21 protein-coding genes are annotated in these 22,931 nt (G+C 65.1%); 1 reads left to right on the forward strand and 20 read right to left on the reverse strand.

Annotation, left to right across the window (positions count from 1 at the left end; translation table 11 throughout):
- Window positions 1-178: 178 nt before the first annotated feature.
- Genes AC1RUR_RS21010 through AC1RUR_RS21030 form a run of 5 tightly spaced genes read right to left on the reverse strand, consistent with a single transcriptional unit; the run spans window position 179 to window position 5,558 of the window.
- On the reverse strand, window positions 179-1,198 hold the full coding sequence (locus tag AC1RUR_RS21010; RefSeq protein ID WP_492847418.1) for an ABC transporter ATP-binding protein: 1,020 nt from the start codon (window positions 1,196-1,198) through the stop codon (window positions 179-181).
- Entirely contained in the window at window positions 1,191-2,171 is a 981-nt protein-coding gene (locus AC1RUR_RS21015; protein WP_492847420.1) for an ABC transporter ATP-binding protein, read from the reverse strand. The genes AC1RUR_RS21010 and AC1RUR_RS21015 overlap by 8 nt, the downstream gene beginning before the upstream one ends.
- Window positions 2,168-2,989 carry an ABC transporter permease gene (locus tag AC1RUR_RS21020; RefSeq protein ID WP_492847422.1) on the reverse strand — a complete coding sequence of 274 codons (822 nt, stop codon included), beginning with the start codon at window positions 2,987-2,989 and terminating at the stop codon, window positions 2,168-2,170. Before AC1RUR_RS21020 ends, AC1RUR_RS21015 begins: the two co-directional genes overlap by 4 nt.
- Window positions 2,986-3,909, reverse strand: a complete 924-nt coding sequence (locus AC1RUR_RS21025; protein WP_492847861.1) for an ABC transporter permease — start codon at window positions 3,907-3,909, stop codon at window positions 2,986-2,988. The genes AC1RUR_RS21020 and AC1RUR_RS21025 overlap by 4 nt, the downstream gene beginning before the upstream one ends.
- A gap of 59 nt (window positions 3,910-3,968) precedes the next feature.
- Window positions 3,969-5,558, reverse strand: a complete 1,590-nt coding sequence (locus AC1RUR_RS21030; RefSeq protein WP_492847424.1) for an ABC transporter substrate-binding protein — start codon at window positions 5,556-5,558, stop codon at window positions 3,969-3,971.
- 259 nt (window positions 5,559-5,817) lie between these two features.
- Between AC1RUR_RS21030 and AC1RUR_RS21035 the strand changes: the two genes are divergently transcribed.
- Window positions 5,818-6,702 carry a hypothetical protein gene (locus AC1RUR_RS21035; RefSeq protein ID WP_492847426.1) on the forward strand — a complete coding sequence of 295 codons (885 nt, stop codon included), beginning with the start codon at window positions 5,818-5,820 and terminating at the stop codon, window positions 6,700-6,702.
- 273 nt (window positions 6,703-6,975) lie between these two features.
- Here AC1RUR_RS21035 and mtnK read toward each other — a convergent pair whose 3' ends face one another.
- The 15 genes from mtnK to nuoF all read right to left on the reverse strand — a co-directional run bounded on the left by mtnK (window position 6,976) and on the right by nuoF (window position 22,921).
- A complete protein-coding gene (gene mtnK / locus AC1RUR_RS21040; protein ID WP_492847428.1) occupies window positions 6,976-8,265 on the reverse strand; it encodes an S-methyl-5-thioribose kinase in 1,290 nt (429 codons plus the stop codon).
- A 30-nt stretch (window positions 8,266-8,295) separates the two neighbouring features.
- Window positions 8,296-8,643, reverse strand: a complete 348-nt coding sequence (locus AC1RUR_RS21045; RefSeq protein WP_492847430.1) for a hypothetical protein — start codon at window positions 8,641-8,643, stop codon at window positions 8,296-8,298.
- Window positions 8,644-8,676: 33 nt separating this feature from the next.
- Window positions 8,677-8,952 carry a DUF1467 family protein gene (locus AC1RUR_RS21050; RefSeq protein WP_298245079.1) on the reverse strand — a complete coding sequence of 92 codons (276 nt, stop codon included), beginning with the start codon at window positions 8,950-8,952 and terminating at the stop codon, window positions 8,677-8,679.
- A gap of 9 nt (window positions 8,953-8,961) precedes the next feature.
- Window positions 8,962-9,366, reverse strand: coding sequence for a methylmalonyl-CoA epimerase (gene mce / locus AC1RUR_RS21055; RefSeq protein WP_157330446.1), 405 nt, complete (start codon window positions 9,364-9,366; stop codon window positions 8,962-8,964).
- Window positions 9,367-9,453: 87 nt separating this feature from the next.
- Window positions 9,454-11,124, reverse strand: a complete 1,671-nt coding sequence (locus tag AC1RUR_RS21060; RefSeq protein WP_492847433.1) for a ribonuclease J — start codon at window positions 11,122-11,124, stop codon at window positions 9,454-9,456.
- Window positions 11,124-11,930, reverse strand: a complete 807-nt coding sequence (locus AC1RUR_RS21065) for a biotin--[acetyl-CoA-carboxylase] ligase (RefSeq protein WP_492847435.1) — start codon at window positions 11,928-11,930, stop codon at window positions 11,124-11,126. Before AC1RUR_RS21065 ends, AC1RUR_RS21060 begins: the two co-directional genes overlap by 1 nt.
- A gap of 1 nt (window position 11,931) precedes the next feature.
- Window positions 11,932-13,368, reverse strand: a complete 1,437-nt coding sequence (gene nuoN / locus AC1RUR_RS21070; protein WP_492847437.1) for an NADH-quinone oxidoreductase subunit NuoN — start codon at window positions 13,366-13,368, stop codon at window positions 11,932-11,934.
- 22 nt (window positions 13,369-13,390) lie between these two features.
- Window positions 13,391-14,899 (reverse strand): NADH-quinone oxidoreductase subunit M, encoded by a 1,509-nt coding sequence (locus tag AC1RUR_RS21075; protein ID WP_492847439.1) that lies wholly within the window; start codon window positions 14,897-14,899, stop codon window positions 13,391-13,393.
- The gene (gene nuoL, locus AC1RUR_RS21080; RefSeq protein ID WP_492847441.1) at window positions 14,900-16,972 is read right to left on the reverse strand and encodes an NADH-quinone oxidoreductase subunit L; all 2,073 of its coding nucleotides are present in this window, start codon (window positions 16,970-16,972) and stop codon (window positions 14,900-14,902) included.
- An 8-nt stretch (window positions 16,973-16,980) separates the two neighbouring features.
- Window positions 16,981-17,289, reverse strand: a complete 309-nt coding sequence (nuoK, locus tag AC1RUR_RS21085) for an NADH-quinone oxidoreductase subunit NuoK (protein ID WP_008547737.1) — start codon at window positions 17,287-17,289, stop codon at window positions 16,981-16,983.
- Entirely contained in the window at window positions 17,286-17,924 is a 639-nt protein-coding gene (locus AC1RUR_RS21090; RefSeq protein WP_492847443.1) for an NADH-quinone oxidoreductase subunit J, read from the reverse strand. The genes nuoK and AC1RUR_RS21090 overlap by 4 nt, the downstream gene beginning before the upstream one ends.
- 9 nt (window positions 17,925-17,933) lie before the next feature.
- A complete protein-coding gene (nuoI, locus tag AC1RUR_RS21095) occupies window positions 17,934-18,422 on the reverse strand; it encodes an NADH-quinone oxidoreductase subunit NuoI (RefSeq protein WP_026232873.1) in 489 nt (162 codons plus the stop codon).
- Between the two features lie 14 nt (window positions 18,423-18,436).
- Entirely contained in the window at window positions 18,437-19,504 is a 1,068-nt protein-coding gene (nuoH, locus tag AC1RUR_RS21100; RefSeq protein WP_492847445.1) for an NADH-quinone oxidoreductase subunit NuoH, read from the reverse strand.
- 10 nt (window positions 19,505-19,514) lie between these two features.
- Entirely contained in the window at window positions 19,515-21,590 is a 2,076-nt protein-coding gene (gene nuoG / locus AC1RUR_RS21105; RefSeq protein WP_492847447.1) for an NADH-quinone oxidoreductase subunit NuoG, read from the reverse strand.
- A gap of 5 nt (window positions 21,591-21,595) precedes the next feature.
- On the reverse strand, window positions 21,596-22,921 hold the full coding sequence (gene nuoF, locus AC1RUR_RS21110) for an NADH-quinone oxidoreductase subunit NuoF (RefSeq protein ID WP_492847449.1): 1,326 nt from the start codon (window positions 22,919-22,921) through the stop codon (window positions 21,596-21,598).
- Window positions 22,922-22,931 lie beyond the last annotated feature (10 nt).

Genomic DNA, 22,931 nt, shown 5'->3' on the forward strand with positions numbered 1-22,931 from the left:
CAGTCCTGCCAATTAGACAGACTGAATCACTGATCCCTCTGCGTCGCAACCGCCGCCTTTTTCAACAGAATCGGCCCTTAGCCGACTAACTAGGGCGAACTGACCGTGTCCGGTCTTGAAGACCAAACGGACGCGGCACGACCTCCGCGCGGGCTGATCGGGTTTATGAGTACACGCCCTAAGTGGGGGCCAATACCATCTGCCCCGCAATCTCGTCAGCCCGCCAACACCTCACCGCGTGCCCATCGGCCCGCGTCTCCAGCACCGGCCCCGGCTCGCTCCGGCACACCGCCTCCGCATAACGACAGCGTGGGCTGAACGCGCAGCCGTTCGGCGGATTGAGGGGATTGGGAAGGTCGCCGCCGGTCGTCGCGAGCGGCGCATGGCGCAGCGGATCGGGGATGGCGGCGATCAGGGCTTGGGTGTAGGGGTGCGCGGGCCGTTCGAAGATCTCGCGCCAGTCGCCGTTCTCCACCATGCGGCCGAGATACATCACGGCGACCTTGTCGCTCATGTGTTCGACGACGCCGAGGTCGTGGCTGATCATGATGTAGGAAAGACCGAGCGTGTCCTTCAATTCCAGCAGCAGATTGATGATCTGGGCGCGGATCGAGACGTCGAGCGCCGAGACGGGCTCGTCGCAGATGACGATCCTGGGATTGAGGATCAGGGCGCGGGCAATACCGATGCGCTGGCGCTGGCCGCCGGAGAATTCATGGGGATAGCGGCCCGCCTGTTCGGGCCGCAGGCCGACATGCCGCAGCATGATCGCGACGCGATCCTCGATCTCGCTCTTGGCGGTCACGCCGTGCACGCGCAGGGGATCCTCCAGCGTGCGGCGAACGGTCTGGCGCGGATTGAGCGAGGCGTAGGGATCCTGAAACACGATCTGTACGGTGCGGGCCAGCGCCTTGCGATCGCTGGATGGCCCGTCCGTCACGACCTGCCCGTCCACCACGATACGGCCGCGCGTCGGCTTCAACAGGCCCAGGATCGACAATGCGACCGTCGACTTGCCCGAGCCGGATTCGCCGACGAGGCCGAGGCATTCGCCGCGCTTCAGCGTGAGATCGACACCGTCGACGGCCCGGAGCAGCCGCCGTTCACGGCTGAGCAAGCCGCCGCCCAGCGGAAAATGAACCGCGAGGTCTTCCACGCTGAGAATGACGTCGTCCGCCCTGTCCTGCGGCTCATGCATGATGGTGACACCTCACCAGGCCGCCCGCCTCCAGCAAATCCGTCTCCGGCGCTGTGGTCCGGCAAATGTCGGTCGCCTGCGCACAGCGCGGATTGAATCGGCAGCCATCAGGAAAGCTCGTGATGGCCGGGACGACACCTGCGATCTCCTTGAGCCTGCTACGGCCAAGCGCGGCGCGGCTGCCAAGCCGCGGCAGCGAGTCGACGAGGCCTTGCGTATAGGGATGCGAGGGGCTGCGAAAAATATCGGCCGAGCCGCGCTCCTCGACGATGCGGCCGGCATACATGACCGCCACGCGGCGACAGACATTGGCAACCAGGCCAAGATCGTGGCTGATCATCAGGATCGCCGTTCCCCGCTCGGCGCACAGATTGCGCATCAGCTCGATGATCTCCGCCTGCACAGTGACGTCGAGCGCCGTGGTCGGCTCGTCGGCGATCAGCAGATCCGGACCGCAGGCGAGCGCGATGGCGATCATCACGCGCTGACGCATGCCGCCGGAGAGCTGGTGCGGGTAATCCTTCACCCGGCGTTCCGGCGCGGGGACGCGAACATTCGCCAGCGCCTCGACCGCCAGCTGGTTGGCCTCCCGCCAGCTCTTGCCCTTGTGCAGCACGAACATCTCGGCGATCTGCCGGCCCACCGGCGAGACCGGATTCAGCGCCGTCATCGGCTCCTGGAAGATCATGGCGATGCGGTTGCCGCGCAGCTCCCGCTGCTTGGCCGCCGAAAGATGCTGGATCTCCCGGCCGTCAAATCGTATGGCACCGGCGCCGATCGACAAGGGTTGCCGCAACAGGCCGATCAGAGAGAGCGCCGTGATGCTCTTGCCGCAGCCGGATTCGCCGACAAGGCCGAACGTCTCGCCGCGATCGATCCGGAACGAAATGCCCTCGGCCGCCGCAACGCGCCTCGATCCATCGTCGAGATCGATGCGCAGATCCTCGACTTCAATCAGCGGCGCGCCGGTCATGTACGCCGGCTCCGCGATTGGGGATCGAGGATGTCGCGCAGGCCATCGCCGAGCAGGTTGAGGCCGAGCACCGTCAGGAAGATGGCAAGGCCCGGAAAGACCGAGAGCCAGGGCGCCGTCGTGATCTGGTCGCGGGCTTCCGACAACATGCTGCCCCAGCTCGGAAACGGCGGGCGGACGCCGAGGCCGAGGAACGACAATGCGGCTTCGGACAGCACCGCGCTGCCCATGCCGAGCGTGCCGATGACGATGAGGGGGCCGAGCATGTTCGGCAGCAGCTGCGTGAGCATGATGCGAAAGTCGCCGTAACCGAGCACGGTCGCGGCCTGCACATAGCCCTGGCTCCTCAGCGACAGCGCCGAGGCCCGGGCGATCCGGCAGGTGAAGGACCAGTTGGTCAGCCCGAGTGCGATCAGCAGGCTGGTCAGGCCGGGCCCAAGCACCGCCATGATGGCGAGCGCGAAGATCAGCGAGGGAATCGCGAGCATGAGATTGGTGAGCGCATTGACGACATCGTCCCACCAGCCGCCAAAATAGCCGGCGCTGAGGCCCAGAGCCACGCCGATGACGCTGTTGATGAGCTGCGAGACGATGCCGACCGTCAGCGAGATGCGCGCACCGTAGACGACGCGGGAATAGATGTCGCGGCCCTGCCCGTCGGTGCCGAACCACCAGGTCCAGCTCGGCGGCTCCTCGGCGTTCATCAGATTGGCGTCCAGAACGGGATCGGTATGCGCCAGCCAGGGCGCGAGCAGGCCGACCAGGATCGCAAGCGCGAACAATACCCCACCGATGACGAGATTGGCGCGGAACTTCATGCGTATCTGATCCTGGGATCGATCACGCCGTAAAGCAGGTCGATCAGAAGATTGATCGCGAGAAAGAACAGCACGACCACGAGAATGGAGCCCTGGACGGCGGGAATGTCACGCTGGAGCACGCTGTCGACCAGCAGCGAGCCGATGCCCGGCCAGGAGAACAGTTTTTCGACGACCACCGCCTGCCCCATCAGCGCGCCGAATTGCAGGCCCATGGTCGTGAGAATGAGGACGAGCGCGTTGCGCATCACGTGCCATTTCACGACGCGCGTCTCGCTCATGCCCTTGGACCGCGCCGTGCGGACAAAGTCGGCGTGCATGATCTCGAGGACTGCGGCGCGCGTCGTCCGGGCCAGCAGCGCCATCGGCGAGACGCCGAGTGTCACGGCCGGCAGGATCAGATTCTTGAGGCCGCCGTCGCCATAGCCAAAACTCGGCAGCCAGCCGAGTTTCAGCGCGAACAGGTACATCAGCAGCAGGCCGAGCCAGAACTTGGCCATCGAAAGACCCGACACCGCCACGACCATCGCTGCGCTGTCGACGATACCACCCGGCCGCAACGCCGCGACGAAGCCGAGCGGCACGCCGATCACGACCGCAAACGCCATGGACGCGAAGATCAATTGCAGCGTCGGCCCCATCCGCTTGGCGATCATGGTCGTAACAGGCTCGCGCGTCCGGAACGACGTCCCGAAATCGCCGGTCGCGAGCTTGCCGATATAGGAGCCGAAGCGCAGGTAGACGGGCTGGTCGAGGCCGAGCTGCTTCTTCATGCGCGCTTCGACCTGCGGATCGCTGTCATCGCTCATGGTCGAGACGATGCTGCCCGGAACGACGCTGAACAGTACGAACACCAGCATCACGACGGCCAGCACGGTCGGAACGGTTTGCAGAAGGCGACGGATCAGGAAGGAGAGCATCGGCACTTTTCTTCTCTCCCCCCATCGTTGTCACGATGGAGGGAGCGCGAGAGCGCGTGTCACTTCGCGGGCGAGGTCTCGTCGACCCAGAGGTCCTCGACGCTCTGGTGGGTCAGCTCCGTCGCGTTGAGCTGGACGCCCTTGAGCCACGGCTGCACCGCCATGACCGCCTTGTTGTAGTTGAAGAACCAGACCGGGGCCTCCTCATAGAGCAGCGCATTGGCCTTTTGCAGCAGCTGGCCGCGCTTTGCGACGTCGTCGGTCTGTCCGGCCTCATCGATCAGCTTGTCGAAGTCGGCGTTCTTGAAGTTCATGTAGTTGCAGGCCGATTGCGGCGTCGACGAGTGGAAGCATTTCAGGGCGGCTTGCGGATCCGGGCCGGTCTGCTGGGAATAGATGAAGGCCTGGTAGTCGCCGCTGCGGACCACCTCCGACAGCACCGCGGCCTCGACCTGCTTGACCTTCGCCTTGATGCCCACTCTGTCCAGCATCGGGATGACGGCCGTGACGATCGGCAGGCCCCAGCTCTCGTTCTGGCTGGTGGTCCATTCGAATTCGAAGCCCGAGGGATAGCCCGCTTCAGCAAGCAGCTGCTTGGCCTTGGCGGGATCGTAGGCGTAGGGCTTCATGGTCTTGTCGTAGAGCGGCGAGGTCAGCGGCAGCCAGCTGGTGGCGCGATAGGCCTTGTTCTTGACCAGCTTGTTGATGATCAAATCGGTGTCGATCGCATAGTTGATCGCCTGCCGGACACGCTTGTCGGAGAACGGCTTGAAGGCGGGATTCATCCCCATGTAGCGCGTGAAGACCTCGGCGACCTCGACGATGGTGCCCTTGAGGTCCGCGTCGGACTGGTAGGCGACATACTGCGCCGGTCCCAGCACCGAGGTGTCGATCTCCTTGTTGCGGAAGGCGACATCGCGGGCCGCGGCCTCGCCCATGACCGACACGATGAGCTTGTCGGCATAGGGTTTGCCGGGCTTGTAGAACCGGTCCCACCGCTCCAGGACCATGCGCGATCCCGGCACGTGCTCGACGAATTTGAACGGCCCAAGGCCGATCGGCTTCTGGATGAACCCCTCCTTGGCGGCCTCGTCGGCGGGATAGATCGAGGTCAGCGCGGTAAAGAAGTAGAAGCCGGGATCGACCTTCTCGGTCAGCTTCATCTCAACGGTGAAATCGTCGATCTTCTTCAGGCCGGAGATGTCCTTGGCCTGGCCCTTCTCGACCGCGGCGGCGCCCTCGATCACGCGGACATAGCGCGCGCCGGGATAGGCCTTGGCGCCGTCCATGATGCGGTTGTAGGACCAGATGACGTCGTCGGCGGTCATCTTGCGGCCATTGTGGAAATAGGCGTCGTCGCGCAGCTTGAAGGTGTGAACGAGGCCTCCGCCCGAGACCACGTCCTCCTTGGCAAGCTCCAGAACCGGTTTGCCTTCCGCGGAGTTCCAGATGTAGAGCGAGCGGTGCAGCCCCTTGGCGTAGATCTCGTCCTGGGCGCGCTGGGTGGTGTGAATGTCGAGGCTGGTGAAGCTCGAACCATAGGGCGCCGTCATGCGGATGGTTCCGCCCTTGCGCGGCGTCTGGGCCTCCGCCGTGGCGGCAAGCGCCAGTCCCAGGCCCGCGACGATCGCCATCATCCTGAACATCATGTGTCCCTCAACAACGCAGGTATTCCGATCAGGGATTTGATCATTCGTCGCCTGTCGAAAGCAAGCATCGTTTTGATGCCAACCGATGCCGGTTCCTGAGGCAGCAACGGAGACCTCGGCGGTCGGGTTGCATCCCCCAGCGATGCACACCTCCGATTGACGCGGTGCGTCATCGCGCGACCAGGACCAGTGAACATTTTCCGTGATCAACGCGACCAAGCTCAGGAACATCATCTGAGTGCCAAGGACCGCGAAAGAAATGAATCGCCGAACGTTAGGTGTCTTGCTTGCGGGCAGTCTGGTCGCGGCGACGACGGCGATGGCGATCCCCGTCACGCCGGACCCCGCTCGGGACAGCTCGACTAACACCATCCACGCCGGCTGGTCCCACACCTCGCAGTCAAACGGGTATGTCGACGATACCTGGTGGGCGGTCAGGGACCGTTGTGCCCCCGACTATCTCGGCGAGCGCCTGTTCTGCAACGCCGTTGGAGTGCTGGCACGGGCCGCAAGCCGGACCTTCGAGAGCAAAATGTCCGAAGACATGGGTCTGCCGCTCCCCAGCGGTTGGGGCCTGATGACCGCCAAGAACTCGCGCTTCATCAGGTCGGCCTATGTCGAGACGCCGCGCGATCTCAAGGCCGTGCTCGGCTTCTATCGCGCCGAACTCGGCGGCCGCGGCTGGACCGAGACTGACGGTGCGGTGGTCGAGCCGGACCGGGCCGTGATCGGCTTCACGACGCCAGACGGACCGGCGTCGCTCCGGCTGACCCGTCAGGACAACAAGACCATCGTCGATGTTTCGCTGCGCAAGCCGGCGATCGCAACGGCCGGCCTCCTGCCGAAGCCGGGGCAAGTGAGGCTGCTGCTCGGCAACAAGACGGATGAAGCGGCTGATATCACCGTCAATGAGCGAACCATCAACCTGGCGGCGCACGCCGGCCAGGAACTGGCGCATTCGGACAACGCGGCTGGCGAATTGCCGGACAGTCAAAAGCTCGATCTGCCGCCGGGCAAGTACAAGGTCAACCTGAAGGTGGGCGGCAACGCAGCCTCGAGCCGACAGTTCGAGGTCGCGGCGAATGAGACCTGGGGCCTGCTGGTCGGCCCGGACGGCGCCGCACTGCCGATGCGTCTGTATTGAGGCCCCTTGGCCGCTTGGCCCCTTGGCCGCTTGGCCCCTTGGCCCCTTGGGCTCTCGTAGATCATGTGACCGTCATACTGAGGAGCATGCGATGCGGTCGCATCGCGTACGGGGGCCTCGAAGCATGCACGGCCACGATGCAGCTGGGCTGTCGCCCTTCGAGGCCTCCGCCCAGCGGCGCAATTGCGCCGCAAGGCGCCGGCACCTCAGAGGGTGACGGTGAAGCAGTTGCGCTTGTTGCTCGCAATGACGGAGCGTCCTCGCGCGACGTCCTCAGCCGGACAATTCCGGCTGCCAATCCCGCAGCTTTCGCGCGGCGCCGGTGACGTCCGCGATAGCCGGAAACGCCCCCGCCTCCACCATCATCGCACGTGCCAGCCGCACGGCGCGGGCTTCGCTGACCGCCCGCCTCCGGGGATCCTCGATCAGCTCGAAATCGATGTTGTGGGCGAGGCCGAAGATGCGGCGGATGGTCTTTGCACCGGCAAAGCCGACGGTGTCGGCGAACAGCCGCTGCATATAGGCCTGCCGCTCGGTCTCCAGGCACGCGGCGCCCTGCTCGCCGGCAAAGAGCGAGACCGGGTAGGCGTCACCGGCCGCGCCGGCGCGCCAGAGATCGAGGAATTTGCGGGCGAACCCGTTCCAGACCTGCTCGACTGTTTCCAGCACCCAGCCCTCGAACGTGGCCCGCTCGCCCGGCGAGCGCTCATGACCGGCGGAGGCGAAATAGGCCATCAGCAAATTGGCCAGCACGGCGCCGACGTCGAATCCCATCGGGCCGTAGAACGCGAATTCGGGATCGATCACCCGTGTCTGGCCCTCCGTGACCATGATCGATCCGGTGTGGAGGTCGCCATGGAGCAGCGCTTCCGGGCTTGCCATGAACTTCAGTTTGAGGCGAGAGATCGCGACGTGCAGGTCCATGTCGTCGCGCAGGCTCGCGGCCAGGCCGTCGAGGTAAGGCGCGGTCCAGCGGTTCTGCTCGGCGATGCGGTAGGGATCGGTGAAGATCAAATCCTCGGTGATCTTGCAGAGCGCATGGTTGCCGGCAAACGCCGCGATGCCCTGCTTTTTCTCGGCCGCGGAGAGCGCAAGGTCGGAGGTGAAGAACAGCATCCGCGCCATGAAGGTGGTGATGTCGCCCGCAAAGCGCGGATAGTGCGTTGCCGCGACCAGCCCCTTGCGCATGATGATGTGGGGCTCGAGCAGCTCCATCACCGTCAGCGCCAGTGTCTCGTTGTGATGCAGCAGGGCCGGCACGAGGCCGGGCGCAAGCTCGGCCTGCCGGGACAGGGCCAAAAATTCGTAATGGGCGCGCGACAGCGGCAGCGGCCAGCTTTCGCCGACGAGACGGACGTAGGGCAGCGCCTGCTTCACGGCGATGCCGCCGCGGTCCCCCTTGACGATGAAGACGAGGTTGAGATTGCCGTCGCCGACCTCGGTGATCGACCAGGACACCGGCTCGGCGCCGAGCAGCGCCACGAGGTCCGGCACATCAGCGAGATAATCCCGCAACGCCGCCTCGTGCAGAATGCGGTAGTCCCCGGCCCGATCTCCGGTCATGACGATCCACCCCATATATGGGCCGGATCGTTACTCCCGCTCCAGGAAGCTCGAGCCGATCTCGGCCTTTCTTTTGATCGGATCGTAGTCGCAATAGACGCCGTCCGCCACCAGCGTGTAGCTGGCGATGACGTTGTATTTGTCGGGCTTGACCGAGTTCAGGCCGATGACCGAGGTGCTCTTGCCGCCGTTCCATTTGAACGGCGTCGAGCTCTTGGCCTGCTCGCAGGCCATCACGGCCTCGTTGAAGACATAGCCCTCGACGAACGCCTTCAGCGTCCGCACCTGCACGGCCATCTTCCACTCGACATAGCCGATGGCGCCCAGGCCCGCGACGATCAGCACCAGAAGCGCGATGACGATCCTCTGAAAAGTCATTCGTTTCCCCCAATGACGACGCAACACAAAACGTTAGAACGGCATGCCCATCAGTTTCGACAGGCGCTCGATCGAGAGATAGCCGGCGTGGTAGGCGGCAAGGCCCGCGCCGTAGATGATCGCCGAGATGATCGTGGTCCAGATCAGCTTGCGCCCCATCCGCGTCAGGATCGGCGCGCCGGGATCGGTGCCGGGTGCGCCGACGCCATCCTCGTGCTGGCTGCGCACGCCGAACGGCAGCGTCAGGAACAGCGCGATCCACCAGATGACGAAGTAGATCGCGATCGCGGTCGATATCTGGATGGCCATGGGGCGGCCTTACGCCTGCTCGATTTCGACCAGCGCGCCGGAAAAGTCCTTGGGGTGCAGGAACAGCACCGGCTTGCCATGGGCACCGATCTTCGGCACGCCGTCGCCGAGCACCCGCGCGCCCTCCTTCACCAGCGTGTCGCGCGAGGCGATGATGTCGACGACCTCATAGCAGACGTGATGGATGCCGCCGTCCGCGTTGCGCTCGAGGAATTTTGCGATCGGCGAGGCCTCGCCAAGCGGCTCGATGAACTCGATCTTGGTGTTGGGCAGGGTCGCGAACACGGTGGTGACACCATGCTCGGGCAGCGGCACGGCCTCCGATATCTGCGCCCCGAACGCGGCGCCGTAGATCTTCGCGGCCTTGACGGCATCCTTGGTCGCGATCGCGACATGGTTGAGCCGGCCCAGCATGGTCATCTCCCTTACGGCATGATCCGGACCCGAAGGGCCGCGTTAGCGCAAAGCATGAAGCGGTTTTCCGAAAAGATCATGCCCAAACTAGACTGTCAGCACGTGTACCAGACAGGCGGGCTTCTTGCCCCAATGTTCATTGATCACGGCCCGGACCGCGCGTCGCACCGACTCGGCCAGCGCGTCCGGATCGCGGCGGCGCGCCTTCGGCAGGCCCTCGATCGTCGACATCACGGCGTCGAAAACCAGGTCGTCGAAGGGCTCGCCCGCCCGGTTCTTCTCGGGAACGCCGACGAGATCGACCGCGGGTTCGTCGACCAGCTCGCCCTGCGCGGTCATGGCGATCGCGACGAAGGCGCAGCCGGAGAAAGCCATGCGGCGCCGCTCGACCACGGCACGGGACTTGGAGTCCTCCAGGATGGTGCCGTCCTTGTAGAGGCGGCCGGACGGCACCTCGCCGACGATGCCGGGATCGCCGGGGCCGAGCTTGACGAGGTCGCCGTTGCGGACGACCAGCACGCGCGGCACGCCGGCGGCGCGCGCCAGCTTGGCGTGCTCGTGCAGGTGCAGGGCCTCGCCATGGACGGGGATCAGGAGCTGCGGCCTGACCCAGGCGATCATGTCGCGCAGCTCGTCGCGGCGGGGATGGCCGGAGACGTGGACCAGCGCGTCGCGGTCGGTGATGACCTCGACGCCCTGGAGCACGAGGTTGTTGATGATCGAGCCGACCGCCTTCTCGTTGCCGGGAATGGTGCGCGAGGAGAAGATCACGCAGTCGCCGCGGTTGAGGGTGATCTCGGGATGGTCGTCATTGGCGATGCGCGCCAGCGCCGCGCGGGCCTCGCCCTGGCTGCCGGTGCAGAGCGCCAGCACCTTGTCCTGCGGCAGATGGCCGTAGACCTCGGTCGAGCGGAAGTTCTGCACGCCGTCGAGATAGCCGGTCTCGCGTGCGACCTGCGACACGCGGTCCATGGCGCGCCCGACCACGACGACCTCGCGGTCGGCCGCCCTGGCGGCGTCGGCGACCGCCTTGATGCGCGCGACGTTGGAGGCGAAGGTCGTCACGGCCACCCTGCCCTTGGCGGCCTTGACCAGCCCGGCAATGGTCCTGGCGACCTCCGCTTCGGAAGGCGAGCGGCCGTCGCGCACGGCGTTGGTGGAATCGCCGATCAGGGCGAGCACGCCCGCATCGCCCAATTCGCGCAGCCGTTTTTCGTCGGTCGGGCGGCCGATGATCGGGGTCGGATCGATCTTCCAGTCGCCGGTGTGCAGCACGATGCCGGCTTCGGTGTGGATCGCCAGCGCGTGCGATTCCGGAATCGAATGCGCGACCGGGATGAACTCGACGTTGAACGGGCCGATATCGACGCGACCTCCCGACGGCACCACCGTCACCGGAATCTTCGGCGCGTTGCGCTCGGCGGCGCATTTGGCTTCGAACAATGCGGCGCTGAACTGGGTCGCGTAGATCGGGCATTTCAGCTTCGGCCAGAGGTCGATGATGGCGCCGAAATGGTCCTCATGGGCGTGCGTCAGCACGAGGCCCATCAAGTTCTTGCGTTCCTTCTCCAGGAAGCTGATGTCGGGCATGATCAGGTCGATGCCCGGCAGATGCTCCTCGTCGCCGAAGGAGACGCCGAGATCGACCGCCAGCCAAGAACGCTGCTGGCGGTTGCCGAGGCCGTAGATCGACAGGTTCATGCCGATCTCGCCGACGCCGCCGAGCGGCGCAAATACCAGTTCGTCGGGTTTCGCCATCACGCAGCTCCCACGGAGGCGGCCGAGCCGAAGAACACCTCGCCGGCCGCCACCGGCAGGCGTCGGCCGTCAGCGGTGCGGACGATCAGGCAACCGGTATCATCGATCGTGTCGAAAATGCCTTCCAGCGTCGTCGTCCCCGTGTTGATCGCAACCCTCTCGCCGAGGCCGGCGGCTCGCTCCAGCCAGAGCCTGCGGATCTCGGCAAAGCCGCGGCCATTGTCCCAGATGCCGCGGAACTCGACCCAGGCGTCGGACAGGGCGGAAAACAGCTCCTCGGCGCTGATCTGGACGCCGAGCGCTGCCAGCGACACCGCGGGCGTCGGCGTTCCCTCGGGCGCCGCGACGACGTTGGTGCCGATGCCGACGACGACGGCGAGCCGGTCGCCGATGATCTCGGCCTCGAGCCCGATGCCGACCAGCTTCCGGCCGCCGGCCAGCACGTCATTCGGCCATTTCAGGGCGTAGCGGGGACGGCCCTCGCCGAGGCGCAGCGCGGCCTCCAGGCTGACCTTCTCCAGCGCCGCCTCCTCCGCCAGCCCGGCGGCAAAGCCGAGCGTGGCCGCGACGGCGGGCGGCACGGTCATGACTTCGAGGATGCTGGCGGCGAGATTGCCGCGCGGCGCGATCCAGGCGCGCTGGCGCCGGCCGCGGCCGGCGGTCTGCTCGGACGTGACGAACCACATCGGGCCGCGTTCGCCGCCCCTGGCGCGCTCGATCGCCTCGCTATTGGTCGAGCCGGTCCGTTCGAAAGCGGCGAGCTTGTAGCCCGCCTGGAGTGCGCGAGGACCGAGCGCGAATCCCATCCTAGAACAGCGACTTGGCGGCGGCGGAGGCGACGCTCACCACCGGGCCGGCAAACAGCGCGAACAGGATGTTGAACAGGCCTGCGACCGCCAGCACCGTCTTCACCTCGACGCGCACCGGATCGACCTGACCGGCCGGCTCGTCGAAATACATCGTCTTGACGATGGCGAGATAGTAGTAGGCGCCGACCACGCTGGAGAGCACGCCGATCACGGCCAGCGTGAACAGGTTCGCCTTGATGGCGGCGACGAACACGTACCACTTCGCGAAGAAGCCGGCGAGCGGCGGGATGCCCGCAAGCGAGAACAGCAGCATTGCGAACATGAAGGCGAGCAGCGGGTTGGTGCGCGACAGACCGGCGAAATCGCTGATCTTCTCGACGGCCTGGCCGTTGCGCTTCATGGCGAGGATGACCGAGAACGAGCCGAGCGTCATCGCGACATAGATCACGATGTACATCAGCACGCCCTGCGCGCCCTCGACGGTGCCGGAGGCAAGGCCGACCAGGGCAAAACCCATGTGGCCGATCGAGGAGTACGCCATCAGGCGCTTGATGTTGCTCTGGCCGATCGCGGCGAAGGAGCCGAGCACCATCGAGGCGATCGCCACGAACACCAGGATCTGCTGCCACTGCGAGACGATGCCGGGGAATGCGGTCAGCGTGACGCGGGTGAAGACGGCGAGCGCGGCCACCTTCGGCGCCGAGGCGAAGAAGGCGGTAACCGGCGTCGGAGCGCCCTCGTAGACATCAGGCGTCCACATGTGGAACGGCACGGCCGAGACCTTGAAGCAGAGGCCGGCGAGCAGGAAGACCAGGCCGAACACGAGACCGACGTTGGAGACCGTCGCGGCGGCCGCGATGCCGGTGAAGCTGACCGTGCCGGTGAAGCCGTAGACCAGCGAGGAGCCGTACAGCAGCATGCCCGAGGACAGCGCGCCGAGCACGAAATACTTCAGGCCGGCTTCGGTCGACTTGGCGTTGTCGCGGTTCGAGGCCGCCACGACGTAGAGCGCCAGCGACATCAATTCGAGGCCGAGATAGAGCGAGATCAGATCGCCGGCCGAGATCAGCACCATCATGCCGAGCGTCGAGAGCAGCACCAGGATGGCGTATTCGAAGATGCGGCGGGAGGGATCGGACAGGAATTCGGTCGACAGCACCAGCGTCACCGCCGAGCCGATCAGGGCCAGGATCTTCATGAAGCGGGCGAAATCGTCGACGATGAAGCTGCCGCCGAAGGTCACCTGCTTGCCCGCGGGCAGCATGTATTCGAGCACGCCGACCACGATCAGGAGCAGGACCGCCAGCGTCGTGACCGTCCTGGTGGTCTCCTGCCCGCGATAGGCGCCCAGCATCAGAAGCGCCATCGCGCCGATCGCGAGCACGAGCTCGGGCAGCACCGGCGCCAGTTGATAACCTGCAGTCGAAAAGCTCATGACGATATCCTGACCTGCCCAATCACTGGAGCAGTGCGGCGGCCTTCACGGCCGTCACAGCGGTGTTGTAATTGTTGACGAGTTGCTGGACCGAGGCGGCCGACATGTCGAGCACCGGCTTCGGATAGACGCCGAACAGGATCGTCAGCGCGATCAGCGGGAACAGCGTCACGCACTCGCGCAGAGTGAGATCCTTCATGCTCGTCAGCGACGGCTTGACCAGCGCCCCGAACACGACCTTGCGGTAGAGCCACAGCGCGTAGCCCGCCGACAGGATCACGCCGAAGGTGGCGAAGAACGCGGTCGGGATCGAGACCTTGAAGGTGCCGAGCAGCGTCATGAACTCGCCGACGAAGCCGGAGGTGCCGGGCAGGCCGACATTGGCCATGGTGAACACCATGAAGGTCAGCGCGTAGAGCGGCATCCGGTTGACGAGGCCGCCATAGGCCGCGATCTCGCGGGTGTGCAGGCGGTCGTAGACGACGCCGACGCAGAGGAACAGCGCGCCGGAGACGATGCCGTGCGAGATCATCTGGAACACGCCGCCGGCGACGCCCTGCATGGTGCCGGCGAAGATGCCCATGGTGACGAAGCCCATATGCGCCACCGACGAGTACGCGATCAGCTTCTTCATGTCCTCCTGCATCAAGGCCACCAGCGAGGTGTAGATGATGGCGATGGCCGAGAGCGTGAAGACCAGCGGCGCGAAGTCGTGCGAAGCCAGCGGGAACATCGGCAGCGAGAAGCGCAGGAAGCCGTAGCCGCCCATCTTCAGCAGGATCGCGGCGAGGACCACCGAGCCGGCGGTCGGCGCCTCGACGTGCGCGTCGGGCAGCCAGGTGTGCACCGGCCACATCGGCATCTTCACCGCGAAGGAGGCGAAGAAGGCGAGCCACGCCCAGGTCTGCAGCGACCGCGGCACGGCGGTGTGCATCAGGGTCGGGATGTCGGTGGTGCCGCCGTTCCAGTACAGCGCCATGATGGCGAGCAGCATCAGCACCGAGCCGAGCAGCGTGTAGAGGAAGAACTTGAACGACGCGTAGACCCGGCGCGGGCCGCCCCAGACGCCGATGATCAGGAACATCGGGATCAGGCCGCCCTCGAAGAACAGGTAGAACAGCACGAGATCGAGCGCCGAGAAGGTGCCGATCATCAGCGTTTCCAGGATCAGGAACGCCATCATGTATTCGCGGACGCGGCTGGTGATCGCCTTCCAGCTCGCGATGATGCAGAACGGCATGATCGCGGTGGTGAGGATCACGAGCGGCAGTGAAATGCCGTCCACACCCATGTGGTAGGTGATGCCGGTGGCGAGCCAGTTCGCCTTCTCGACGAACTGGAAATCGGCATTCGCCGGATCGAAGCGCATGACCAGGATCACCGACACCGCGAAGGTGATCAGCGTGGTCCACAACGCGATCCAGCGCGAGTTGCGCCTGCTAGCCTCGTCGTCACCGCGGCTGAGATAGACGATCAGCGCGCCGACCAGCGGCAGGAACGTCGTGACCGATAGAATGGGCCAGGTCGTCATTTACTGGCCTCCAAAGCCGAACATGAACCAGGTGATCAGGCCGGCAGCGCCGATCAGCATGGCGAAAGCGTAGTGATAGAGATAGCCGGTCTGGATCTTCACGACGTTGCGGGTGACGTCCAGCACGCGGGCGGAGATGCCGTCGGGCCCGAAGCCGTCGATGACGAAGCCGTCGCCCTTCTTCCAGAGCTGGTAGCCGATCCACTTCGCCGGACGGACGAAGATGAAGTCGTACAGCTCGTCGAAGTACCATTTGTTGAGCAGGAACTGGTACAGCATCGGCTGCGTGTTCGCGAGCTCGACCGGCAGATACGGCCGGCGGATGTAGAACAGGTACGACACCAGGAAGCCCAGCACCATCATCACCGTCGGCAGGAAGGCGATGGTCTCGGGGATGTGGTGCATCTCCTCGATGATGTGCGGGTTCATCTTCACGGACTCGCGGAAGAACTCCTCGATGCCGTGACCGGCGAACAGCTCCTTGAACGGGAAACCGGCCATGATGGAGCCGACCGCGAGCACGCCGATCGGGATCAGCATCCAGATCGGGGCCTCATGTGCGGCCTCGTAGTGATGCTGGTCATGCGGCTCGCCGTGGAAGGTCTTGAAGATCAGGCGCCAGGAGTAGAACGAGGTCAGGCCTGCCGCCACGATCGTCATCAGGAAGCCGTAGATCGCAAACGGATTGTGCGAGGCGTAGGCCGCTTCGATGATCGCGTCCTTGGAGAAGTAGCCGGCCGTGAGCGGGAAGCCGGTCAGGGCCAGCGTGCCGACCACCATCACCGCGTAGGTGTAGGGGATCTTCTTCCAGAGGCCGCCCATGTTGCGGATGTCCTGCTCGTGGTGCATCGCGTAGATCACCGAGCCGGAGCCCAAGAACAGCAGCGCCTTGAAGAAGGCGTGCGTGAAAAGGTGGAACATGCCGACCGAATAGGCCCCTGCCCCCATCGCCACGAACATGTAGCCGAGCTGCGAACAGGTCGAGTAGGCGACGATGCGCTTGATGTCGTTCTGGACGAGGCCGATGGTCGCGGCGAAAAACGCCGTGGTGGCGCCGAAGAACATCACGACCGCCTGCGCGTTCGGGGCGAGCTCGAACAGCGGCGACAGGCGCGCCACCATGAAGACGCCCGCGGTGACCATGGTCGCGGCGTGGATCAGCGCCGAGACCGGGGTCGGGCCTTCCATCGCGTCCGGCAACCAGGTGTGCAGCAGGAACTGCGCCGACTTGCCCATCGCGCCCATGAACAGCAGCAGGCAGGTCAGGGTCAGCGCATCGGCGTGCCAGCCGAGGAAGTCGATGGTCTTGCCGGTCAGGCCGGGCGCGGCATGGAAGATCGTCTCGAAATCGGTCGAGCCGGCCAGCATGAAGATCGCGAAGATGCCGAGCGCAAAACCGAAGTCGCCGACGCGGTTGACCACGAAGGCCTTGATGGCGGCGGCGTTCGCCGACGGCTTCTGGTACCAGAAGCCGATCAGCAGGTAGCTGGCCAGACCCACGCCTTCCCAGCCGAAGAACAGCTGGACCAGATTGTCCGCCGTCACCAGCATCAGCATGGCGAAGGTGAACAGCGAGAGATATCCGAAGAAGCGCGGCCGGTTTGGATCCTCGTCCATGTAGCCGATGGAATAGAGGTGCACGAGCGAGGACACGGTCGTCACCACCACCAGCATCACGGCGGTCAGCGTATCGACCCGCAGCGTCCAGTAGACCTGGAGGTCGCCGGACAGGATCCACGGCAACAGCGGAATCCGCATGTCGTGATGCATGAAGCCGACATCGACCAGCGTCATCCAGGACAGCGCCGCCGACACGAACAGCAGTGCGGTGGTGATCAGCTCCGCCGCGCGCGAGCCTGCCGCTGCCGGCTCGGCCGGGCCGTGGTCGTCGTGGCCGTGATCGTCATGGCCATGGTCGTCATGGGCCGCGGATGCATGCGCATCACCGTGACCATGGTCGCCATGATGCTCGACCTCGTCGCCCGAGGGGTTGCGGGCATGCGCGCCGAATAGCGCGATCAGGCCGGCGAGGACGGCGCCCAGCAGAGGCAGGAAAACGATTGCCTGAACCATTTGTGAGCTCAGCCCTTCATCAGATTGACGTCCTCAACCGCGATCGAGCCACGGTTGCGGAAATAGACCACCAGGATGGCGAGACCGATCGCCGCTTCAGCAGCAGCAACCGTCAGCACCAGAAGCGCGAAGACCTGGCCGACGATGTCGCCAAGGAAGGTCGAGAACGCCACGAGGTTGATGTTGACCGAGAGCAGGATCAGCTCGATCGACATCAGGATGACGATGATGTTCTTGCGGTTCAGGAAGATGCCGAGGATCCCGAGCGTGAACAGGATCGCGCCGACCGCCAGGTAGTGTCCGAGCCCGATCGTCATTTCACCCACTCCGCCGCATCGGCATCCGAGAGCCCCTGCCCTGGCGCCACCTTGCGCATCGCCATCGCCATGTCGGGCGTGCGCGCGTTCTGAACGTTGATGTCCTGCCGCTTCACGCTCGCCTTGTGCCTGAGCGTCAGCACGATGGCACCGATCATGGCGACCAGGAGCACCATGCCCGAGAGCTGGAAGTAGTGGATGTACTTCGTATAGAGCACGAGGCCGAGCGCCTCGGTGTTCGACACGTTGGTCGGGATCGCCGCCGTGATCGTCTTGGCGACGCCGGGGTTGATGACCCAGAAGCCGACGGTGAGCAGCAGCTCGAACAGGAAGATGCCGCCGATCACGAGGCCGACCGGCAGGTACTCGATGAAGCCCTCGCGCAGCTCGAGGAAGTCGACGTCGAGCATCATGATCACGAACAGGAACAGCACCGCGACCGCGCCGACATAGACGACGATCAGCATCATGCCGAGGAACTCGGCGCCCATCAGCACGAACAGGCCGGAGGCGTTGACGAAGGCCAGGATCAGGTACAGCACGGAGTGCACGGGATTGCGCGAGACAATCACCATCACCGCCGAGGCGACGCAGACGCCGGCGAAGAGATAGAAGAACAGCGCGGGAAGGATCATGCTCTCATCTCACCGGTACGGCGCGTCGAGCTCGATCGCTTTTGCGATCTCGCGTTCCCAGCGGTCGCCATTGGCGAGCAGCTTGGCCTTGTCATAGAACAGTTCCTCGCGGGTCTCGGTCGCGAACTCGAAGTTCGGACCTTCGACGATGGCATCGACCGGACAAGCCTCCTGGCAGAGGCCGCAATAGATGCACTTCACCATGTCGATGTCGTAGCGCACGGTGCGGCGGGTGCCGTCGTTGCGGCGCGGGCCGGCCTCGATGGTGATGGCCTGCGCCGGGCAGACCGCTTCGCACAGCTTGCAGGCGATGCAGCGCTCTTCGCCGTTGGGATAGCGGCGCAGCGCGTGCTCGCCGCGGAAGCGCGGCGAGATCGGGCCCTTCTCGAAGGGATAGTTCAGCGTCGGCTTCGGCTGGAAGAAATAGCGCATGGCGAGGAAGAACGCCGAGACGAATTCCGACAGCAGGAGCGAGCGTGCGGTGGCGTTGATGTTGATACCCATGACGGCCCTCACTTCGGCGCGATGCCGGCGAATTGCAGCACACCGGCCACCACGATCACCATCGCCAGCGACAGCGGCAGGAACACCTTCCAGCCGAGGCGCATCAGTTGATCGTAGCGGTAGCGGGGCACGATCGCCTTCGCCATCGCGAACAGGAAGAACATGAAGAAGACTTTGAGCGAGAACCAGATGATCCCCGGCACCCAGTTGAAGGGCGGCAGGTCCACCGGCGGCAGCCAGCCTCCGAGGAACAGGATCGTGGCCATCGCGCACATCGTGACGATCGCGACGTACTCGCCGAGCATGAACAGCAGATACGGCGTCGAGCCGTACTCGACCATGAAGCCCGCGACGAGCTCGGATTCGGCTTCGACGAGGTCGAAGGGCGGACGGTTGGTTTCCGCCAGCGCCGAGACGTAGAACACCACGAACATCGGGAACAGCGGCCAGACATACCAGTTCAGGATGGTGAGCTGCGGCAGCCCGATCAGGCTGGCAAGGCCACGTGCATGCTGGGCCTCGACCACCGCCGACAGGTTCAACGTGCCGGCGCAGAGCAGCACCGTGATGATGACGAAACCGATCGAGACTTCATAGGACACCATCTGCGCCGCCGAGCGCAGCGCGGCCAGGAACGGATACTTCGAGTTCGACGACCAGCCGGCCATGATGATGCCGTAGATCGACAGCGACGAGATCGCGAAGATGAAGAGGATGCCGACATTGATGTCGGAGATCACCCAGCCGAGATTGGTCGGGATCACCGCCCAGGCGGCGAGCGCGAGCACGCACGAGACCAGGGGAGCGAGGAGAAACACGCCCTTGTTGGCGCCGGCCGGGATGATCGGCTCCTTCAGCACGAACTTCAGCAGGTCGGCGAAGGATTGCAGCAGGCCCCAGGGGCCGACCACGTTCGGACCGCGGCGGATCTGCACCGCCGCCCAGATCTTGCGGTCGGCGAGCAGGATATAGGCGATCGCGACCAAGAGGACGACGAGCACCAGGACGCTCTCCGCGACCATGATGATCAGCGGCCAGAGGAACCCGGTCCAGAATGCGCTTTCGAAGAATTCCATCAGATCACGCTCACTCCGCTGCGGTCAGCATCTGCCCGGAGGCAAGCCGCGAGCATTCCGCCATCACGGCGGACGCACGCGCGATTGGGTTGGTCAGGTAGAAGTCGTCGATCGTGGGCTTGAACGGCGCCTTCTCGGGCGAGCCGCCCTTCCCTGCCAGCTTCTTGATCTGGTCGGCGCTGCCGGCCTCGATCTGGTCGAGACGGATCAGGTGCGGCACCGCCTTGAAGATCGCCTGGCGCAGCGCGGCAAGCGAGTCATAGCCGAGCTTCTTGCCGAGCGCTTCGGACAGCGCGCGGACGATCGCCCAGTCTTCGCGGGCCTCGCCCGGCGGGAACGCAGCGCGGCCGGTCATCTGCACGCGGCCTTCGGTGTTGACGTAGATCGCGGATTTCTCGGTGTAGGCGGCCGCCGGCAGGATGACGTCGGCGCGGTGCGCGCCGCGGTCGCCATGGGTACCGATATAGACGACGAAGGTGCTATCAGGCGCCTTGATCTCGTCGGCCCCCAGCAGGAACAGCAGATCGAGCGTCCCGAAGGTCGTCATCTGCGCTGCGTTCAGCCCACCCGCCGTGGCGGAAAAGCCGATGTCGAGCGCGCCGACGCGCGAGGCGCTCTCGTGCAGCACGCCAAAGCCGTTCCAGCCGTCCTTCACCGCCCCGACATCGATCGCGAGCTTGGCGGCGGCAGCCAGGATGGCGGCGCCGTCGTGACGCGAGGCCGCGCCAGCGCCCACCAGGATGATCGGTTTCTTGGCGTTCTTCAGCACGTCCATGAAGGAGTGCTTGCCGGCCGCGAGTTCGCCGAGCGTGTCGGTGCCCGCGCCGAGATGGTCGTAGTCGTAGGTGAGATCGACCTTGGCGCCGATCACGCCGACCTTGAAGCCGCCGGCGCGCCAGCGCTTGCGGATGCGGGCGTTGAACACCGCCGCTTCTTTCCGCGGATTGGCGCCGATGACGAGCAGCGCGTCGGCCTGCTCGACGCCTGCAAGCGTCGGGTTGAAGATATAGGAGCCGCGGCCGAGCGCGGGATCGAAGGCGTCGCCGCCCTGCACCGCCAGATTGCTCGAGCCGTATTTGGCGAGCAGATCCTTCAGCGCGAACATCTCCTCGACACCGGCAAGATCGCCGGCGATCGCGCCGATGCGCTTGCCGTCGGTGCGCGCAGCTTTCGATGCAATCGCGGCAAAGGCCTCGGTCCAGCTCGCCGCACGCAGTTTGCCGGCTTCACGGATATAGGGCCGATCGAGGCGCTGGGTGCGCAGGCCGTCGACGATGTGGCGGGTCTTATCGGAGATCCACTCCTCGTTCACGGCCTCGTTGATGCGCGGCAGCACGCGCATCACTTCGCGGCCGCGGGTGTCGACGCGGATCGCCGATCCGACGCCATCCATGACGTCGATCGACTGGGTCTTGCCGAGCTCCCACGGGCGTGCGGCGAAGGCGTAGGGCTTCGAGGTCAGCGCGCCGACCGGGCAGATGTCGACGAGGTTGCCCTGCAATTCCGACGTCAGCGCGTGCTCCAGATAGGTCGTGATCTCCATGTCCTCGCCGCGGCCGGTGGCGCCCATCTCGGGGGCGCCGGCCACTTCCGCCGAGAAGCGGACGCAGCGCGTGCACTGGATGCAGCGGTTCATCGAGGTCTTGACCAGCGCACCGAGATACTTGTCCTCGACGGCGCGCTTGTTCTCGGCGAAGCGGCTGGTGTCGACACCATAGCCCATCGCCTGGTCCTGGAGGTCGCACTCGCCGCCCTGGTCGCAGATCGGGCAGTCCAGCGGATGGTTGATGAGAAGGAATTCCATCACGCCTTCGCGCGCCTTCTTCACCATCGGCGAACGGGTCGAAATTTCCGGCGGCTCGCCCTTGGGGCCCGGACGGCAGTCGCGCACGCCCCAGGCACAGCTCGCGACCGGCTTCGGACCACCCTTCACCTCGACGAGGCACATCCGGCAATTGCCGGCGATCGACAGCCGCTCGTGATAGCAGAAGCGCGGAATCTCGGCGCCGGCGGCTTCGCACGCCTGAAGCAGCGTGTACTCGGCCGGGACATCGATCTCTTTGCCGTCGATGATGAGCTTGGTCATGTCTCTTACTCCGCCGCGACCATGTTCACGGGATCGCGGACGCCGATATCGTCGATGTCGGCCTTGTGCGAATACTCATCGATGCGCGCTTCGATCTCGTGACGGAAATGCGCGATCAGGCCCTGGATCGGCCAGGCGGCTGCGTCGCCGAGCGCGCAGATGGTGTGACCTTCGACCTGCTTGGTGACTTCCAGCAGCATGTCGATCTCGCGCTTGTGGGCGCGGCCATCGGCCATGCGCGTCAGCACGCGCCACATCCACCCCGTGCCCTCGCGGCACGGCGTGCACTGGCCGCAGCTCTCGTGCTTGTAGAAGTAGGAGATGCGGGCGATGGCGCGGATCAGGTCGGTGGACTTGTCCATCACGATCACGGCCGCGGTGCCGAGGCCCGAGCGCAGCTTGCTCAAGGAGTCGAAATCCATCGGCGTGTCGATGATCTGCTCGGCCGGCACCATGCGCACCGACGAACCGCCGGGGATCACGGCCTTGAGGTTGTCCCAGCCGCCGCGGATGCCGCCGCAATGCTTGTCGATCAGCTCACGGAACGGGATGCCCATGGCCTCTTCGACGTTGCAGGGCCGCTCGACATGGCCGGAGATGCAGAACAGCTTGGTGCCGACATTGTTCGGACGGCCGATGCCGGCGAACCAGGCCGCGCCGCGGCGCAGGATGTCGGGCGCCACCGCGATCGACTCGACGTTGTTGACGGTGGTCGGGCAGCCGAACAGGCCGACGTTCGCCGGGAACGGCGGCTTCAGCCGCGGCTGGCCCTTCTTGCCTTCGAGGCTTTCGAGCAGCGCGGTCTCTTCGCCGCAGATATAGGCGCCGGCGCCGTGCGCGACATAGATGTCGAACGGCCAGCCGTTGACGTTGTCCTTGCCGACCAGCTTGGCCTCATAGGCCTGGTCGATCGCGGCCTGGAGATGCTCGCGCTCGCGGATGAACTCGCCGCGGACATAGATGTAGCAGGCATGCGCGTTCATGGCGCAGCTGGCGATCAGGCAGCCCTCGATCAGCAGATGCGGATCGTGCCGCATGATCTCGCGATCCTTGCAGGTGCCGGGCTCGGATTCGTCGGCGTTGACGACGAGATAGCTCGGCCGGCCGTCGGTCGATTCCTTCGGCATGAACGACCATTTCAGGCCGGTCGGGAAGCCGGCGCCGCCGCGGCCGCGCAGGCCCGACGCCTTCATCTCGTTGATGATCCAGTCGCGGCCCTTGTCGATGATGTTCTTCGTACCATCCCAGGCGCCGCGGCGCCGCGCGCCCTCGAGCCCCCAATCGTGGAGGCCGTAGAGGTTCTTGAAGATGCGGTCCTTGTCCTCGAGCATATCAGTGCTT

Source organism: Bradyrhizobium sp. GW821-FHT12B03, from assembly GCF_058807535.1.

Excerpts from the sequence above, each read along its gene's own strand:
- AC1RUR_RS21010 (WP_492847418.1), bottom strand. The coding sequence starts at position 1,198 with ATGCATGAGCCGCAGGACAGGGCGGACGACGTCATTCTCAGCGTGGAA.
- AC1RUR_RS21015 (WP_492847420.1), bottom strand. The coding sequence starts at position 2,171 with ATGACCGGCGCGCCGCTGATTGAAGTCGAGGATCTGCGCATCGATCTC.
- AC1RUR_RS21020 (WP_492847422.1), bottom strand. The coding sequence starts at position 2,989 with ATGAAGTTCCGCGCCAATCTCGTCATCGGTGGGGTATTGTTCGCGCTT.
- AC1RUR_RS21025 (WP_492847861.1), bottom strand. The coding sequence starts at position 3,909 with ATGCTCTCCTTCCTGATCCGTCGCCTTCTGCAAACCGTTCCGACCGTG.
- AC1RUR_RS21030 (WP_492847424.1), bottom strand. The coding sequence starts at position 5,558 with ATGATGTTCAGGATGATGGCGATCGTCGCGGGCCTGGGACTGGCGCTT.
- AC1RUR_RS21035 (WP_492847426.1), top strand. The coding sequence starts at position 5,818 with ATGAATCGCCGAACGTTAGGTGTCTTGCTTGCGGGCAGTCTGGTCGCG.
- mtnK (WP_492847428.1), bottom strand. The coding sequence starts at position 8,265 with ATGACCGGAGATCGGGCCGGGGACTACCGCATTCTGCACGAGGCGGCG.
- AC1RUR_RS21045 (WP_492847430.1), bottom strand. The coding sequence starts at position 8,643 with ATGACTTTTCAGAGGATCGTCATCGCGCTTCTGGTGCTGATCGTCGCG.
- AC1RUR_RS21050 (WP_298245079.1), bottom strand. The coding sequence starts at position 8,952 with ATGGCCATCCAGATATCGACCGCGATCGCGATCTACTTCGTCATCTGG.
- mce (WP_157330446.1), bottom strand. The coding sequence starts at position 9,366 with ATGCTGGGCCGGCTCAACCATGTCGCGATCGCGACCAAGGATGCCGTC.
- AC1RUR_RS21060 (WP_492847433.1), bottom strand. The coding sequence starts at position 11,124 with ATGGCGAAACCCGACGAACTGGTATTTGCGCCGCTCGGCGGCGTCGGC.
- AC1RUR_RS21065 (WP_492847435.1), bottom strand. The coding sequence starts at position 11,930 with ATGGGATTCGCGCTCGGTCCTCGCGCACTCCAGGCGGGCTACAAGCTC.
- nuoN (WP_492847437.1), bottom strand. The coding sequence starts at position 13,368 with ATGAGCTTTTCGACTGCAGGTTATCAACTGGCGCCGGTGCTGCCCGAG.
- AC1RUR_RS21075 (WP_492847439.1), bottom strand. The coding sequence starts at position 14,899 with ATGACGACCTGGCCCATTCTATCGGTCACGACGTTCCTGCCGCTGGTC.
- nuoL (WP_492847441.1), bottom strand. The coding sequence starts at position 16,972 with ATGGTTCAGGCAATCGTTTTCCTGCCTCTGCTGGGCGCCGTCCTCGCC.
- nuoK (WP_008547737.1), bottom strand. The coding sequence starts at position 17,289 with ATGACGATCGGGCTCGGACACTACCTGGCGGTCGGCGCGATCCTGTTC.
- AC1RUR_RS21090 (WP_492847443.1), bottom strand. The coding sequence starts at position 17,924 with ATGATCCTTCCCGCGCTGTTCTTCTATCTCTTCGCCGGCGTCTGCGTC.
- nuoH (WP_492847445.1), bottom strand. The coding sequence starts at position 19,504 with ATGGAATTCTTCGAAAGCGCATTCTGGACCGGGTTCCTCTGGCCGCTG.
- nuoG (WP_492847447.1), bottom strand. The coding sequence starts at position 21,590 with ATGACCAAGCTCATCATCGACGGCAAAGAGATCGATGTCCCGGCCGAG.
- nuoF (WP_492847449.1), bottom strand. The coding sequence starts at position 22,921 with ATGCTCGAGGACAAGGACCGCATCTTCAAGAACCTCTACGGCCTCCAC.